This is a genomic window from Streptomyces sp. MB09-01 (assembly GCF_033794505.1).
In the GTDB taxonomy this organism is placed as follows: domain Bacteria; phylum Actinomycetota; class Actinomycetes; order Streptomycetales; family Streptomycetaceae; genus Streptomyces.
This window is the reverse complement of record NZ_JARAYQ010000207.1, coordinates 1-15,138: the sequence shown is the minus strand read 5'-3', so window position 1 is coordinate 15,138 and position 15,138 is coordinate 1. Positions and strand designations below refer to the sequence as shown.

Below are 15,138 nucleotides of genomic sequence, written 5' to 3'. Positions count from 1 at the left end.
TCCCTCCCCGCCCGATCCCTCCCCGCCCCACCCGATCCCTCCCCGCCCCACCTGATCCCTCCCCGCCCCACCTGATCCCTCCCCGCCCGCACTCGGTCCCGCAGGCCCCTCCCCTCCGTGCCTACCGGTCGGTATGCTCGGTGCTCCCCACGTGCCCGCCGCAGCCTGCCGCCCATGGAGGGCCCATGCCCCGCACCGCCCTGCGCATCTGCCCCCTCTGTGAAGCCACCTGCGGCCTCACCCTGACGATCGAAGGCGCCGCGGTCACCGGCGCCCGCGGTGACCGCGACGACGTGTTCAGCAAGGGCTTCATCTGCCCCAAGGGCGCCGCCTTCGGACAGCTCGACGCCGACCCCGACCGGCTGCGCACTCCTCTCGTCCGCCGCGACGGCCGCCTGCAGGAGGCCACCTGGGAGGAGGCCTACGACGCCATCGCCGCCGCGGTTCCCGCACTCGTCCGGGAGCATGGAGCCCAGTCGGTCGGCGTGGTCCTCGGCAACCCCAACGTCCACACCATGGCGGGCGCCCTCTACCCGCCGCTGCTCCTCAAGGCCCTCGGCACCCGCAACCTCTTCACCGCCAGCACCCTCGACCAGATGCCCAAGCACGTCTCCAGCGGGCTGCTCTTCGGCGACCCCTTCGCCATCCCGGTGCCCGACCTCGACCGGACCGACTTCCTGCTGCTCCTGGGCGCCAACCCGGTCGAGTCCAACGGCTCCCTGTGCACCGCCCCCGACTTCCCCGGCAAGCTCAAGGCGCTGCGCGCCCGCGGCGGCACCCTGGTCGTCGTCGACCCGCGCCGCACCCGGACCGCCGCGCTCGCCGACCGCCACCTCGCGCCGCGCCCCGGCAGCGACGCGCTGCTGCTCGCCGCCCTCGCGCACACCCTGCTCGCGGAGAAGCTTGCCGCCCCCGGCGTGCTCGAAGAGCGGATCGAGGGACTCGGGGAACTCCCCGCCGCCCTCGCGAGTTTCACTCCTGAGGCCGTGGCCCTCGCCTGCGACCTCCCGGCCGACGAGATCCGCACCCTCGCCCGAGAGCTCGCGGCCGCGCCCACCGCCGCCGTCTACGGGCGGATCGGCAGCTGCACCGTCGAGCACGGCACACCGGCCAGCTGGCTGGTCGACGTACTGAACATCCTCACCGGAAACCTCGACCGGCCGGGCGGAGCCCTCTTCCCGCTCCCGGCCGCCGGTCCGCAGCCCCGCCCCGCCGGGCCCGGCAAGGGGTTCGCGATCGGCCGCTGGCACAGCCGGGTCAGCCGCCACCCCGAGGTCAAGAGCGAACTGCCCACCGCCGCTCTGGCCGAGGAGATCGAGACGCCGGGGGAGGGGCGGATCCGCGCCCTGATCGCCATCGCCGCGAACCCCGTCCTGTCGGCACCCGACGGCGACCGGCTCGACCGGGCGCTGGCCGGCCTCGACTTCATGGTCTCGGTCGACCCGTACCTGAACGAGACCTCCCGCCAGGCCCACGTCGTTCTGCCCCCGCCGCCGCCCTCGCAGAGCGCACACCACGACTTCGCCTTCAACGGTTTCGCCGTCCGCAACCAGGTGCGCTACACGCGCGCCGCCGTCCCCCTCGAAGCCGGCCGCCTCGACGAGTGCGAGATCCACGCGCGCCTCGTCCTGGCCGTCTCCGGCATGCACGGCTCGGCCGGACCGGAGACCGTCGACGAGCTGGCCGTCCAGGGCGCCCTCGCCAAGGAGACCGCCGACCCGAGCTCTCCCCTCCACGGGGAGGACCCGGCTCGCCTCGCCGGCCTGCTCACCGGCGAGAGCGGCCCCGAGCGCCGGCTCGACCTGATGCTGCGACTCGGGCCGTACGGAGACCGGTTCGGCGCGGCGGCCGAGGGGCAGCTCAGCCTGGAGCGGCTGCTCGCGCACCCGCACGGCATCGACCTGGGCCCGCTGCAGCCCCGGCTCCCGGGCGTGCTGAGGACCCGCAGCGGCAGGATCGAGCTGCTCCCGGACCCGATCGCGGCCGAGCTCCCCAGGCTGCGCGCGGCGCTCGCCGACCGCCCCGCCACGCTGGTGCTCGTGGGCCGCCGCCACCTGCGGTCCAACAACAGCTGGTTGCACAACGTTCCGGCCCTCACCGGAGGTTCCAACCGCTGCACCCTGCAGGTCCACCCGCAGGATGCCAGCCGGCTGGGTCTCACCGAGGGCGGCCGGGCCCGGATCACCGCCGAGGGCGGGAGCCTGGAAGTGCCGGTCGAGGTCACCGACGCCGTCCGCACCGGCGTGGTGAGCCTTCCGCACGGCTGGGGCCACGACCGTGCGGGCGCCCGGCTCGCGGTGGCCTCCGCCGCGCCCGGTGCCAACGTCAACCAGCTGCTCAACGGCACCCGGCTCGACCGGCTGTCCGGCACAGCCGTGCTCAACGGCTTCCCCGTCGAGCTCACACCCCTGCCCTGAGCTGGGGTTTTGCTCGTATTGCTCACGCGCAGACGTCTTGTTGGCCCCAGGAGGCGGCACCTACCTTCCCCCCATGCTGACCTTCCTCGGCTTCGCCATGATCGCGACCTTCCTGGTCCTGATCATGATGAAGAAAATGTCGCCCATCGCGGCGCTCGTCCTCATCCCCGCACTCTTCTGCGTGTTCGCAGGCAAGGGCGCGCACCTCGGCGATTACGTCATCGATGGCGTCGGCAAGCTCGCGCCGACCGCCGCCATGCTGATGTTCGCCATCGTCTACTTCGGCGTGATGATCGACGTCGGTCTCTTCGATCCGATCGTTCGCGGCATCCTGCGCTTCTGCAAGGCGGACCCGATGCGGGTGGTGGTCGGCACCGCCGTCCTCGCCGCGATCGTCTCGCTCGACGGCGACGGATCGACCACCTTCATGATCACCGTTTCGGCCATGTATCCGCTCTACAAGCGACTCGGCCTGAGCCTGGTGGTCATGACGGGCGTCGCGGCCACGGCCAACGGCGTCATGAACACCCTGCCCTGGGGCGGCCCCACGGCGCGAGCCGCCACCGCCCTCAAGCTCGACGCCGCCGACATCTTCGTCCCGATGATCCCGGCGCTCGCGGCGGGCCTGCTCTTCGTGTTCGTCCTGGCGTACGTCCTCGGCATCAAGGAGCGCCGTCGGGTCGGCCTCCTCGCCCTTCCTGGCGAGGAGCCGGAGCCGGAGCCGGAGTCGGGGTCGAAGCCGGAGCCGGGGTCGAAGTCGGAGCTGGAGCTGGAGCAGAAGCCGGAGTCCGCCTCCCTCGTCGTGGCCGGCTCCGGCCTGCGCACCGGCGGCGCCCCCGGCTCCGGCCCGGAGCCCGGTTCCGGTTCGGATTCCGGTTCCGCCGTGGTCGCCGGTGGCCACGCCTCCGCCACCCCGCCCGGTGAGGGAGACGGCTTCCAGGGCCTCGACCCGCAGCGCCCCACCCTGCGACCGCGCCTCTACTGGTTCAACGCCGGCCTCACCGTCGCGCTGCTCACCGCGATGATCATGGAGCTGCTGCCCATCCCGGTGCTGTTCCTGCTCGGCGCCGCCCTCGCCCTCACCGTCAACTTCCCGCACATGCCCGACCAGAAGGCTCGGATCGCCGCCCACGCCGACAACGTCCTGAACGTCGCCGGCATGGTCTTCGCCGCCGCCGTCTTCACCGGGGTCCTCACCGGCACCGGCATGGTCAAGCACATGGCCGACTGGCTCGTCGGTGCCATCCCCGAGGGCATGGGCCCGCACATGGCGCTCGTCACCGGGCTGCTCAGCCTGCCGCTCACCTACTTCATGTCCAACGACGGCTTCTACTTCGGCGTCCTGCCCGTCCTCGCCGAGGCCGGCGCCGCCCATGGGGTCTCCCCGCTGGAGATCGCCCGCGCCTCCCTCGTCGGGCAGGCGCTGCACATGTCCAGCCCGCTGGTTCCGGCCGTCTACGTCCTCGTCGGCATGGCCAAGGTCGAGTTCGGCGACCACACCCGATTCACCGTGAAATGGGCGGCTCTGACCTCTCTCGTCGTCCTCGCGGCAGGGATGCTTTTCGGCATCATCTGACCCCGGGCCACCCCTGGCAGAGAAAAACTACCGGCGCTAGTTTGTAGGGTGTCGGGGAGGTCGGATCCACGCGCAGGTGCGTACTCGGGAGGAATGCCATGAAGGCCCAGGACGGGATGTACATCGACGGCGCGTGGCGGCCCGCCGTCGGAGCCGACCGGATCGAGGTCGTCAATCCGGCCGACGGCCAGGTCATCGCCGAGGTCCCCGCCGGCAACGAAGAGGACGTCGACGCGGCCGTACGCGCGGCCCGTGCCGCCCTGCCCGGCTGGGCGGCCACGCCCCCGGCCGAGCGGGCCGCCCTGATCGGCGCGCTCCGCGACGCACTGCAGGCCCGCAAGGGCGAGTTGACCGAGACCGTCACCGCCGAACTCGGGGCCCCGCTCCCCTTCGCGAAGGCGGTACACGTCGGCGGGTCGATCGCCGTCACCTCCTCCTTCGCCGAGATGGCCGCCTCGTACGCCTTCGAGGAGCGCATCGGGAACTCCACCGTCCTGCTGGAGCCGGTCGGTGTGGTCGGGGCCATCACGCCCTGGAACTATCCGCTGTACCAAGTCGTTGCAAAGGTGGCGCCCGCTCTCGCCGCCGGCTGCACCCTCGTCCTCAAGCCGGCCGAGGACACCCCGCTGACCGCACAGCTCTTCGCCCAGGCCGTGCACGACGCGGGGATCCCGGCCGGAGTCTTCAACCTCGTGACCGGTACCGGTCCGGTCGCCGGGCAGGCGCTGGCCGCGCACGAGGGAGTCGACTTCGTCTCCTTCACCGGCTCGACCGCCGTCGGCCGGAAGATCGGCGCCACGGCCGGCGCCGCCGTCAAGCGCGTCGCCCTCGAACTCGGCGGCAAATCGGCCAATGTCATCCTGCCCGGGGCCGACCTGGCCACGGCCGTCGCGGCAGGCGTCGGCCACGTCATGAACAACACCGGCCAGAGCTGCAACGCGCTCACCCGGATGCTCGTCCACCGGGACCAGTACGAGGAGGCCGTCTCGCTCGCGGCCGCCGCCGTCGCCGAATACCCCACCGGCGACCCCCGTGAGACGGGCACCCGCATCGGCCCGGTCGTCAACGCGAAGCAGCACGAACGCGTCCGCGGCTTCATCGCCAAGGGCGTGGAGGAAGGCGCGCGCCTCGTCGCGGGCGGGCCCGACGCGCCGCACGAACAGGGCTACTTCGTGGCCCCCACCGTGTTCGCCGATGTCACGCCGGACATGACCATCGCCCAGGAGGAGATCTTCGGCCCCGTGCTGTCGATCCTCGCCTACGAGGACGAGGAGGAGGCTCTGCGCATCGCCAACGGCACCGTCTACGGCCTCGGCGGCGCCGTCTGGGCCGCGGACGAGGAGACGGCCGCGGCCTTCGCCCGCCGCATGGACACCGGGCAGGTGGACATCAACGGCGGCCGCTACAACATCCTCGCCCCCTTCGGCGGCTACAAGCAGTCGGGCGTCGGCCGCGAGCTGGGCCCCCACGGCCTGGCGGAGTACCTCCAGACCAAGTCCCTGCAGTTCTGATCCCGCGCCACCTACGAGTTCCCGGCCCCCTCCCCCTCCCCAGCACCGGAAAGACGAGACGACGACCATGGTCCGCGCCGCCATCCTGCCCGCCGTCGGAGCCCCGCTGGAGATACGGGAGATCGTGCTGCCCGATCCCGGCCCCGGACAGGTCCGGGTGCGGCTCGCCGCAGCCGGGGTCTGCCACTCCGACCTCTCCCTCACCAACGGCACCATGCGCGTCCCCGTACCCGCCGTCCTCGGCCACGAGGGCGCGGGCACGGTCCTCGCCGTCGGGGAGGGCGTCACGCACGTCGCACCCGGCGACGGCGTGGTGCTCAACTGGGCCCCGTCCTGCGGGGAGTGCCACCACTGCACGATCGGCGAGGTCTGGCTCTGCGCCAAGGCGCTCACCGGGGTCGGCGCGGTCTACGCGCACGACGCGCAGGGCACCGAGCTGCACCCCGGGCTGAACGTGGCCGCCTTCGCCGAGGAGACCGTCGTCGCGGCCAACTGCGTGCTGCCCGCGCCCGCCGGGATCCCGTTGGCCGAGGCCGCGCTGCTCGGGTGCGCCGTCCTCACCGGCTACGGGGCCGTCCACCACAGCGCCCAGGTCCGCCCGGGAGAGTCGGTGGCCGTCTTCGGCGTCGGCGGAGTCGGGCTGGCCGCGCTGCAGGCCGCCCGGATCGCTCAGGCGGGCCCGGTCATCGCCGTCGACGTGTCCCCGGCCAAGGAGGAGCTGGCCCGCGCGGCCGGGGCCACCGAGTTCGTGCTCGCCTCCGACACCACCGCCCAGCAGATCCGCGCGCTCACCGCAGGCCAGGGCGCGGACGTCGCCGTCGAATGCGTCGGCCGGGCGCAGACCATCCGCGGAGCCTGGGAGTCCACCCGCCGCGGCGGCCGCACCACGGTCGTCGGCATCGGCGGCAAGGAGCAGCAGATCACCTTCCACGCCCTGGAGATCTTCCACTTCGCCCGCACCCTCACCGGCTGCGTCTACGGCAACAGCGACCCCGCCCGCGACCTCCCGGTGATCGCCGAACACGTCCGCGCGGGCCGCCTCGACCTCGGCGCCCTGGTCACCGACCGCATCACCCTCGACGGCATCCCGGCCGCGTTCGACGCCATGCTGGCGGGCAAGGGCGGCCGCTCCCTGGTCGTCTTCTAGCCGCACGCGCCGCCCGCCTCACGCACCGCCGCCGCCTCACGCACGGGCCGCCCGGCCCCCGCACGCCCCGCCCTGCGCCCGACCGGCGCGGCCGATCTCAGTCGGCCGCGCCGCCCGTCGCCTCTCGCCGCCGCAGGTGCCGGTGGGCGTCGTCCAGCGACCAGTACCCGGGCCAGTCCTCCTGGTACCCGGAGCTGACCCAGTCCAACACCTCCTCGCCCCGCGGGTCGTCGAGCAGCACGAGCGCCCGTACCGCCTCGGCCTGGATCTCGACCGACGGATCGCCCAGCAGCGGCAGCAGCGCTTTGCGCACCTCGAGGGAACGGTCACCCCGTTCCGCCACCGCGCGGCAGCCCTGGATGCGCACCACGGCGTCGGCGTCCCGGAGGCAGGCGAGCAGCGCCGGGCCCACCCGTTCCTCACCCGCACAGCCGATCAACGCCCCGGCGACCGCCCGCCGGACCGCAGCGGACGGATGGCGCGCGTGGGGGAGCAGGGCGTCGGCGACAGCAGCGCCCGACCCCGCGGCGCAGCACTCCGGGAGGCCTTTGAGCAGCACGGCGAGAACATCGGGCGCAGGCTCGTCCGTCGCCCAGTCGAGGAAGAGGTCCCACGTCAGCACCTGCACGCACGCGGGCCCGTCGACACAGGTCCCGCCCCCGTCGCACTCGTCGAAGAGGGCCATGCAGCGCGCCACCTCGGCGCCGAAGTGCCGTACCGAGGACAGCGGATGGACGCGCAGCGCCGCCGCCTCCTCCCAGGTCTCGCGGTCGGCCCGGCCGAACAGCACCGACACGGCCGCCCAGCGCGTCACGCCCTCGAGATCGGCCTCCGCTTCGGCGCGTGCGAGGAGCTCCGCGAAGGGGGTCCGTATCCTGTGCGCCGCCTCCAGCTCGCACAGGATCGCCGTGTGCCCGGTGCGCACCCACGCGTCGGCGCCTCCCAGCCGCAGCAGGCCGGTGAAGGAGTACTCGTCGTCCGGGATCCGGCTGAGCTCCGCCGGTCCCGTGGCCCCCGTCCGGCGGCGCAGCTCGTGCTCGGCGCCCGTCTCGTGCCAGTGGCGGGCCAGTTCCAGGGCCGTGCGCCCGTCGGGTCCCGTCGGCCAGGTCGCCGCCGAGGAGGACAGGAGCAGTGAGACGACCGCGTAGGCCCCGGCGTCGACCGCGCGCAGCAGCGGGGTCAGCCCGTCGGGGCCCAGGCGGTCGACCCTCGCCCCGTGGCTGCGCAGGGCGTCGACCACCGGGTACGCGCCACGGGCCGCGGCGATCTCCAGCGCCGTCAGGCCGTCCGCGCCGAGGACCTCCAGATCGGGATCCGCCTCCAGGAGGGCGCGCACGCGCGCCGCGTCGTCGGACCGCGCCGCCGTGATCAAGGGGGAGTCCCCGTGCGTCACGCAGTCTCCTTCAACGCCTCGTACTGGAGGGCCAGCCCGTCCAGCAGCGCCGTCAAACCCGTCTCGAAGGCGCCTTCGTCCACCTCGCGCCCGCGCTCCGCCAGCAGGTGGGCCTGGCCCAGGTGGGGATAGTCCGCCGGGTCGTACGCGGTGCGGTCGTCCACGAAACCCCGGGCGAAGGAGGCCACCGCCGAGCCCAGGATGAAGTACCGCATCAGCGCGCCGATCCGGGTCGCCTGCGCCGGTGGCCAGCCGGCCGCCGTCATCGCGCCGAACACCGCGTCCGCCAGCCGCAGCCCGGCCGGGCGGCGCCCCGGCCCGCGGGCCAGCACCGGCACGATGTTCGGGTGGTCCGCCAGGGCGTCGCGGTACGAGTGCGCCCACGCGTGCAGCGCGGCCCGCCAGTCCCGGCCGCCGTCGAACATCGACAAGTCGACCCGTGCGCTGACCGAGTCCGCCACCGCGTCCAGGATCTCGTCCTTGGTGCGGAAGTGGTTGTAGAGAGAGGGCCCGCTGACGCCGAGCGCCGCCGCGAGCCGCCGCGTCGACACCGCCTCCAGCCCCTCCGCGTCCACCAGCGCGCCGGCCGCATCGACGATGCGGTCCCGGCTGAGGAGGGGCTTGCGCGGTCTGGCCATGCGCCACATAGTAGGGCCTGGCCGCCGTAAACTACCGGTGCTAGTTAAAGTGCCCGGACGAGACGCCCGGAGGTGCCCGGTGAATCTGGAGCTGAGCGAGGAGCAGAGTGCCGTACGCCGGCTCGCCCGGGAGTTCACCGAGCGCGAGGTGGTTCCGTACGCCGCCGCGTGGGACCGGGCCGAGAGCGTGGACCGGGCCATCGTGAAGAAGCTGGGCGCGCTCGGCTTCCTCGGCCTGACCGTCCCCGAGGAGTACGGCGGTTCCGGTGGCGACCACCTCGCCTACGTCCTGGTCACCGAGGAGCTCGGACGCGGCGACTCCGCCGTGCGCGGCATCGTCTCCGTCTCCCTCGGCCTGGTCGCCAAGACGATCACCGCCTGGGGGACCGAGGAACAGAAACGGGCCTGGCTCCCCCGCCTCTGCTCCGGTGACGCGCTCGGCTGCTTCGGGCTGACCGAGCCCGGCACCGGCTCCGATGCCGGCAACCTCACCACCCGCGCGGTGCGCGCGGGGGACGCGTACGTCCTCGACGGCAGCAAGATGTTCATCACCAACGGCACCTGGGCCGATGTGGTGCTGCTCTTCGCCCGCACCGGCGACGAGCCCGGCCACCGCGGCATATCCGCCTTCCTCGTCCCCACCGACACGCCGGGCCTGACCCGCCGCGAGGTCCACGGCAAACTCGGCCTGCGCGGCCAGGCCACCGCCGAACTCTCCCTCGACGGCGTCCGCGTACCCGCCTCCGCGATGCTCGGACCCGAGGGCAAGGGCTTCTCGGTCGCCATGTCCGCCCTCGCCAAGGGCCGGATGTCGGTCGCCGCCGGCTGTGTCGGCATCGCGCAGGCGGCGCTGGACGCGGCCGTCTCGTACGCCGCCCAGCGCGAGCAGTTCGGCAAGCCGATCGCCCACCACCAGCTGGTGCAGGAGCTGATCGCCGACATCTCGGTCGACGTGGACGCCGCCAGGCTGCTGACCTGGCGCGTCGCGGACCTCATCGACCGCGGGCAGCCCTTCGCCACCGAGTCCTCCACCGCCAAGCTCTTCGCCTCCGAAGCCGCCGTGCGCGCCGCGAGCAACGCCCTGCAGGTGCACGGCGGATACGGCTACATCGACGAGTACCCGGCCGGCAAACTGCTGCGCGACGCCCGCGTGATGACCCTGTACGAGGGCACCAGCCAGATCCAGAAGCTGCTCATCGGCCGCGCCCGCACCGGGGTCTCCGCCTTCTGAGCCCCGACGGGCCGACGGGCCGACGGACCGATGGACCGACGGACCCGCTGACCGGCCGACCGGCTGAGTATCCGCATGAGTACGCGTGCGGATGTGCCCGGCCCCGGCCCGCCCGATGCTCGACCCATGAACGAGACACCGGTCAAGCAGCAGAACACGGGGGCGTACTACGGCCAGGCCGTCGCCTCCTTCGGCATCGCCATCGGCGCCGTGGCCGTGGGGATCTACAACATGGAGGTGGACGGCTGGGTGCGCGGTTTCCTGGGCATCGCCGTCCTGTACCTCACCACCTCGGCCTTCACCCTCGCCAAGGTGATCCGCGACCGCCAGGAAGTCACGCAGATCGTCAGCAGGGTGGATCAGGCCAGGATGGAGAAGATCATGGCCGAGTACGATCCCTTCGCCCCGAAGTAGTCGGCCCGAGCGCACTAAGCGCTTGCTCACCCTCCGGTAAGGTGTTCACTTCCACACGGTGAAGAGGTGAGTGAGCGATGGACAGCGCGGAGGAGACGGTCGGCGGCTACCGGCCGTGGTCCGAGGTCACCCCCGACGCCGCGCGGCGGCTGCTCGTCGCCGCCGTCGAGGCCTTCGCCGAGCGCGGGTACCACGCCACCACCACACGTGACATCGCGGGCCGGGCCGGCATGAGCCCGGCCGCCCTCTACATCCACTACAAGACCAAGGAAGAGCTGCTCCACCGGATCAGCCGGATCGGCCACGACAAGGCGCTGGAGATCCTCACCACGGCGGCCGACGGCCCCGGCTGCGCCGCCGAGCGGCTCGATGCCGCCGTACGGTCCTTCGTGCGGTGGCACGCGGCGCATCACACGACCGCGCGCGTGGTCCAGTACGAGCTCGATGCTCTCGCTCCGGAGCACCGCTCCGAAATCGTGGCACTGCGCCGGCAGAGCGACGCCGCCGTCCGCCGGATCCTCGCGGACGGGGTCGCCGCAGGGGAGTTCGACGTCCCGGACGTGCCGGGCACCACCCTCGCGGTGCTCTCGCTGTGCATCGACGTGGCCCGCTGGTTCAGCGTGGCCGGACAGCGCACGCCCGACGAGGTCGGCGGGCTCTATGCCGACCTCGTGCTCCGCATGGTGGCCGCGCGGACGCGCCCTCAGAAGTAGTAGCGGGACACCGACTCCGCCACGCACACCGGCTTGTCGCCGCCCTCGCGCTCGACCGTGACGGCGGCCGTGACCTGCACGCCGCCGCCCGCCTCCGCGACCTCCGTGATCAAGGCTGTGGCGCGCAGCCGCGAGCCGACCGGTACCGGCGCGGGGAAACGGACTTTGTTCGTCCCGTAGTTGAGACCCATCCGCATGCCCTCGACCCGCATGATCTGCGGCACCAGGCTGGGCAGCAGGGACAGCGTCAGATAGCCGTGCGCGATGGTGGAACCGAAGGGTCCGCCCGCCGCCCGCGCCGGGTCCACGTGGATCCACTGGTGATCCCCGGTGGCGTCCGCGAAGAGGTCGATCCGCTTCTGGTCCACCTCCAGCCACTCGCTGGGACCGAGCGGCTCGCCGACCCCGGCGCGCAGTTCCTCGGCGGACGTGAAGACCCTCGGCTCGGCCATGCCCTGCTCCTGCCTCTCACGGACAACTGACGAACAGCTGATCCGACTGACGGACGGCTGCCCCGACTGACGGACAACTGGCCCGACTGACGGACAGCTGACTCAACTGACGGACGACTGGCGGGCGACGACGAAGGGACACGGGCCGCCAGCCGACGAATAAGCGCTTGCTCAGCATGCTGGGACCGCATGTGTATGTCAACGGACCTCCGACTACGCTCGGCCGGGTGCCGCAGATTCCCGAGAAAGTCCACGAGCTCACCGTCGGCCAGCTGTCCGCCCGTAGCGGCGCGGCCGTCTCCGCACTCCACTTCTACGAGGCCAAGGGCCTGATCAGCAGCCGCCGCACCTCCGGCAACCAGCGCCGCTACACCCGTGACGCGCTGCGCCGCGTCGCCTTCGTGCGCGCCGCCCAGCGCGTCGGCATCCCGCTGGCCAGCATCCGCGAGGCCCTCGCCCAGCTCCCCGAGGAACGCACCCCCACGCGCGAGGACTGGGCCCGCCTCTCCGAGGCCTGGCGCACCGAGCTCGACCAGCGGATCATGCGGCTCGGCCGGCTGCGCGACCATCTGACGGACTGCATCGGCTGCGGGTGCCTCTCGATGAAGACCTGCGCCCTGTCCAACCCGGACGACGTCTTCGGCGAACGCCTCACCGGTTCGAGGCTGTAGTCCCCGGGGCGGCGGCGCCCGCCGGCGCCGGTTCCCGGGAAGCAGTCACCGGTTGCCGGGAAGCCGCCACCACGTCCCGGGCCGCCGCCACCAGTTCGGCATTCGACCGGGCCGGCCGCCCGTCCGGCAGGTGCAGTACGTCGCCCGCGCCGGTCCGCGCGCCAGTTCCGCACCGCGCGGCCAGCCGCAGCACCGGCCAGGCCGCCGCCTCCCGCCCGTACACCAGCACCGCCACCGGCGGCAGCCCGCGCAGCCCGGCCACCAGCGCCGGATCGGCCGCGGCGAGTTCGGCCACGAGCCGGACCAGCCCCGGCTCGCGCACCGGCCAGGCCAGGAACCGTGCCATCGGCTCCGGCCCGGCCGGTCCGCCCAGCGGCACCACGGCGTCCACCGCGACCCCCCGCGCCAGCAGCGCCTGCGCCAGCTCCCCGGCCCCCGGCTCCCCGAAGTGCACCACCGCCCGGTCCGGCAGCACCGTCCACGAGCGCACCCGTTCCAGCCGCCCCGCGGGATCGGGCTCGGCCGCGATGCCCGCCGGCACCGACAGCGGTACGTGGACCCCCGCGCCCCGCATCGCCGCCAGCACCGGTCCCACCACCCGCGGCGAGAGGCTCTCCCGCCCGCACGGCGTCCGTGGGTGGACCAGCACCTCCCCGGCCCCGGCGGCGACCGCCGCCAGCGCCGACTCCGCCAGGTCCGCCGGAGACATCGGCACGGCCGGGCCGTCGACGGCGTTCCTGGCACCGTTCACCGAGGCCAGCAGCAACGGCGTCACGCGGCCCCCGCCTGGGGCGTCTCCGCCAGCGCCGGTCTCGGCACCACGATCCCGCAGCCCGCGCACACCGGCCCGTCCCAGGCCCAGGCCCCCTCCCACGGCCCGACCGGAGCCACCGGCGGCCACCGCAGTTCCGTGTCCCCGCAGACCGGGCACGCCGTCCCCGGCTCCGATTCCAGCGCCCGCACCAGCCGCCGCAGTACCTCGCCCAGCGCCCCCTCCGGCCGCACGCCGGGATCCGCGCACCGCACCACGGCGTCCCCGCTCCCGCCCCACGCCCACTCCGGCCGGCGCAGCCCGTCGTGCTTCTCCCGGCGGCGCCGCTCCGCGAACTGGCGCTCGTACTCCAGCCAGACCGCCCGCGCGTCCTCCAGTTCCTCCAGTGCGGCGACCAGCCGCAGCGGATCAGCCCCCCGGTCCTCGGGAGCGATCCCGTGCCGGTCGCACAGGTGCCACCACGTGGCACGGTGCCCGTACGGAGCGAACCGCTCCAGGCAACGGCGCAGCGAATGGCGCCGCAAGGCCCGGTCATTGCGCGCGTCGCGCACCTGGTAGGCCAGACTCCGGAAACCTGCCATCACACCATCACCTCCGCCGATGTGCCCAACATGCCCTGCCCGGGCCGGGCGCATGCGGGGGCGGTCGAGGCGTGTGGGTGGCACATGGCCAGAACTCAGCGCCCCATGCGCCCCGCGGCCACCACCACCCGGGCCAGTTTCTCGTGGCAGATGTCGCTGTGCGCCCCCGAGGGGGCGCCCCCGCGGCGGACCACCGAGCCCGCGTCCACACTGACGCAACCGGCCGCGGGCACCCCCTCGCGCAGGGCGGTGTCGAGGCTCATCCGCGGCGCGCCCTGCACCGCCTGCACCCCGTCGTGACCGATGGCGCCCCACCGTTCGTCGAAGCCCAGCACTCCGGCCGAATCCCCTGCCATCCGGGAGGCCAGCGGATAGAAGAGCCGGAGGGCCGAGTCGTGGGGGGAGTGGCAGGCCACGACCGGGCCGTCGACCCTCCGCTGGAGGCCGCGCAGGGCGCCGCCGTTGCTCCTGTCGTGCGGCAGCCGGTCGGCGAACGCGTAGTGGGAGAAGGCCCCCTGGAGCAGGGTCACGGACTTCACGTACCGGGCGCCGTCCGGCACCGCGCGCAGCGCGAAGGACACCACCCGCGCCCCGAAGCTGTGCCCGATCAGGTGGAAGCGCAGGGCCGGGCGGTCGGCCGCCAGCTGCGCCAGCACCGGACCGAGCCCGCGCTCGCCGACCACGCCCGCCCGCTTCTTCATCTTGTAGTACGTCGCCTGCCGCAGCAGCTCCTTGGCGCCGCCCCACAGACCGCGCAGGGAGCCGCCAAGCACGAGGCCAGGCCCGCCGACCGCGAGGCCCGGCCCGCCGACGACGAGGCCCGGCCCGCCGACCGCGAGGCCCGGCCCGTCGACGGGCGAACCCGGCCCGTCGGCCGCCAGCTCCGGCTCGTCCGCGCCGCCGGCCGGCGCGCCCGCCGTGGCCAGGGCGTCGGCGAGGACCCGGCACACCTCCAGCACGTCGTCCGTGAAGATGGCGGGGACCGCCGGAGCCACCGCCGCGGGCACCGTGTCCACGCCCGCCAGCTCCCGTACGAGCGCGCCGAACTCGATGAAGGCGGCCGCCGACTCCGGCCGTTCCTCCAGGAGTTCCGCGACCCGGTCGAGCTCCGCCTGGCGCCCCGGCCAGAACTCCCCGAGGGCCCGGCGGGTGACGGGGTCCAGTGCCGTGCCGAAACCGGGTTCCGCAAGCGCGCCCGGTGCGTCGAAGTCGGGTATCGGCTCGTCGGAGAACCGCATCGAGGGCCATACGACGCCCACGTAGCCGAGGCGCACCCCCGAGCCCACCAACCCCGGGAAGGGGGCGAAGAACCGGTCGTAGAGCCGCGTCGCGGTGGACCGGTCGCTGTTCCAGCCGTGCGCGAAGACCAGCACGTCCGTGGCCTCCATCCGGGCCACCGCACCCTGCGTGACCCGGTCCACGTCCCCTTCGGAGTCGAAGGTCAGCTCCGCGTACGGCCCGACGCCGATCCCGGTCCCGGCCGCGGCCCCGAGCCGGTTGCCCGCCGCGACCCCGAGCCCGTTCTCCGCTCCGTTCCCCGCCGCGATCCCGGCCGCCGTCCCGGCCCCGATCCCGGCCCCGATCCCGAACCCGCCACCGATGTCCGCCATGACGTCCCCCTC

Annotated in this window: 14 protein-coding genes; 8 read left to right on the top strand and 6 right to left on the bottom strand. The window is 73.6% G+C overall.

Annotated features, from left to right (window positions below; translation table 11 throughout):
- The first annotated feature begins 185 nt into the window (after positions 1 to 185).
- The 4 genes from PV721_RS32185 to PV721_RS32170 all read left to right on the top strand — a co-directional run bounded on the left by PV721_RS32185 (position 186) and on the right by PV721_RS32170 (position 6,651).
- Entirely contained in the window at positions 186 to 2,417 is a 2,232-nt protein-coding gene (locus PV721_RS32185) for a molybdopterin-dependent oxidoreductase (protein ID WP_319730565.1), read from the top strand.
- A gap of 73 nt (positions 2,418 to 2,490) precedes the next feature.
- Positions 2,491 to 3,993, top strand: coding sequence for a citrate:proton symporter (locus PV721_RS32180; RefSeq protein WP_319730563.1), 1,503 nt, complete (start codon positions 2,491 to 2,493; stop codon positions 3,991 to 3,993).
- A 98-nt stretch (positions 3,994 to 4,091) separates the two neighbouring features.
- Positions 4,092 to 5,504 (top strand): aldehyde dehydrogenase family protein, encoded by a 1,413-nt coding sequence (locus PV721_RS32175; protein ID WP_319730561.1) that lies wholly within the window; start codon positions 4,092 to 4,094, stop codon positions 5,502 to 5,504.
- A gap of 67 nt (positions 5,505 to 5,571) precedes the next feature.
- Positions 5,572 to 6,651 carry a Zn-dependent alcohol dehydrogenase gene (locus tag PV721_RS32170; RefSeq protein WP_319730559.1) on the top strand — a complete coding sequence of 360 codons (1,080 nt, stop codon included), beginning with the start codon at positions 5,572 to 5,574 and terminating at the stop codon, positions 6,649 to 6,651.
- Between the two features lie 97 nt (positions 6,652 to 6,748).
- Here PV721_RS32170 and PV721_RS32165 read toward each other — a convergent pair whose 3' ends face one another.
- Positions 6,749 to 8,044 (bottom strand): HEAT repeat domain-containing protein, encoded by a 1,296-nt coding sequence (locus PV721_RS32165; protein ID WP_319730558.1) that lies wholly within the window; start codon positions 8,042 to 8,044, stop codon positions 6,749 to 6,751.
- Positions 8,041 to 8,682 (bottom strand): TetR/AcrR family transcriptional regulator, encoded by a 642-nt coding sequence (locus PV721_RS32160; RefSeq protein ID WP_319730557.1) that lies wholly within the window; start codon positions 8,680 to 8,682, stop codon positions 8,041 to 8,043. Before PV721_RS32160 ends, PV721_RS32165 begins: the two co-directional genes overlap by 4 nt.
- Before the next feature lie 79 nt (positions 8,683 to 8,761).
- Here PV721_RS32160 and PV721_RS32155 point away from each other — a divergent pair, with 79 nt between their 5' ends.
- From PV721_RS32155 to PV721_RS32145, 3 genes are all read left to right on the top strand, one after another.
- Positions 8,762 to 9,913 carry an acyl-CoA dehydrogenase family protein gene (locus tag PV721_RS32155; protein WP_319730555.1) on the top strand — a complete coding sequence of 384 codons (1,152 nt, stop codon included), beginning with the start codon at positions 8,762 to 8,764 and terminating at the stop codon, positions 9,911 to 9,913.
- 126 nt (positions 9,914 to 10,039) lie between these two features.
- Entirely contained in the window at positions 10,040 to 10,327 is a 288-nt protein-coding gene (locus PV721_RS32150; RefSeq protein ID WP_319730553.1) for a YiaA/YiaB family inner membrane protein, read from the top strand.
- Positions 10,328 to 10,404: 77 nt separating this feature from the next.
- A complete protein-coding gene (locus tag PV721_RS32145; protein ID WP_319730551.1) occupies positions 10,405 to 11,040 on the top strand; it encodes a TetR/AcrR family transcriptional regulator in 636 nt (211 codons plus the stop codon).
- Here PV721_RS32145 and PV721_RS32140 read toward each other — a convergent pair.
- Positions 11,031 to 11,492 (bottom strand): MaoC family dehydratase, encoded by a 462-nt coding sequence (locus PV721_RS32140; RefSeq protein WP_319730549.1) that lies wholly within the window; start codon positions 11,490 to 11,492, stop codon positions 11,031 to 11,033. The two genes, PV721_RS32145 and PV721_RS32140, sit on opposite strands and share 10 nt — an antisense overlap.
- A 227-nt stretch (positions 11,493 to 11,719) precedes the next feature.
- On the opposite strand from PV721_RS32140, the gene soxR reads away from it, so the two are divergent.
- Positions 11,720 to 12,163, top strand: a complete 444-nt coding sequence (soxR, locus tag PV721_RS32135; protein WP_319730547.1) for a redox-sensitive transcriptional activator SoxR — start codon at positions 11,720 to 11,722, stop codon at positions 12,161 to 12,163.
- On the opposite strand, the gene PV721_RS32130 is transcribed toward soxR, so the two are convergent.
- The 3 genes from PV721_RS32130 to PV721_RS32120 all read right to left on the bottom strand — a co-directional run bounded on the left by PV721_RS32130 (position 12,144) and on the right by PV721_RS32120 (position 15,126).
- Positions 12,144 to 12,938 carry a 3-keto-5-aminohexanoate cleavage protein gene (locus tag PV721_RS32130; RefSeq protein WP_319730545.1) on the bottom strand — a complete coding sequence of 265 codons (795 nt, stop codon included), beginning with the start codon at positions 12,936 to 12,938 and terminating at the stop codon, positions 12,144 to 12,146. The genes soxR and PV721_RS32130 overlap by 20 nt on opposite strands.
- Entirely contained in the window at positions 12,935 to 13,516 is a 582-nt protein-coding gene (locus tag PV721_RS32125; protein WP_319730543.1) for a hypothetical protein, read from the bottom strand. The genes PV721_RS32130 and PV721_RS32125 overlap by 4 nt, the downstream gene beginning before the upstream one ends.
- 95 nt (positions 13,517 to 13,611) lie before the next feature.
- Positions 13,612 to 15,126: a serine-threonine protein kinase gene (locus PV721_RS32120; RefSeq protein ID WP_319730566.1), complete on the bottom strand. Its 1,515-nt coding sequence runs from the start codon at positions 15,124 to 15,126 to the stop codon at positions 13,612 to 13,614.
- Positions 15,127 to 15,138: the final 12 nt, after the last annotated feature.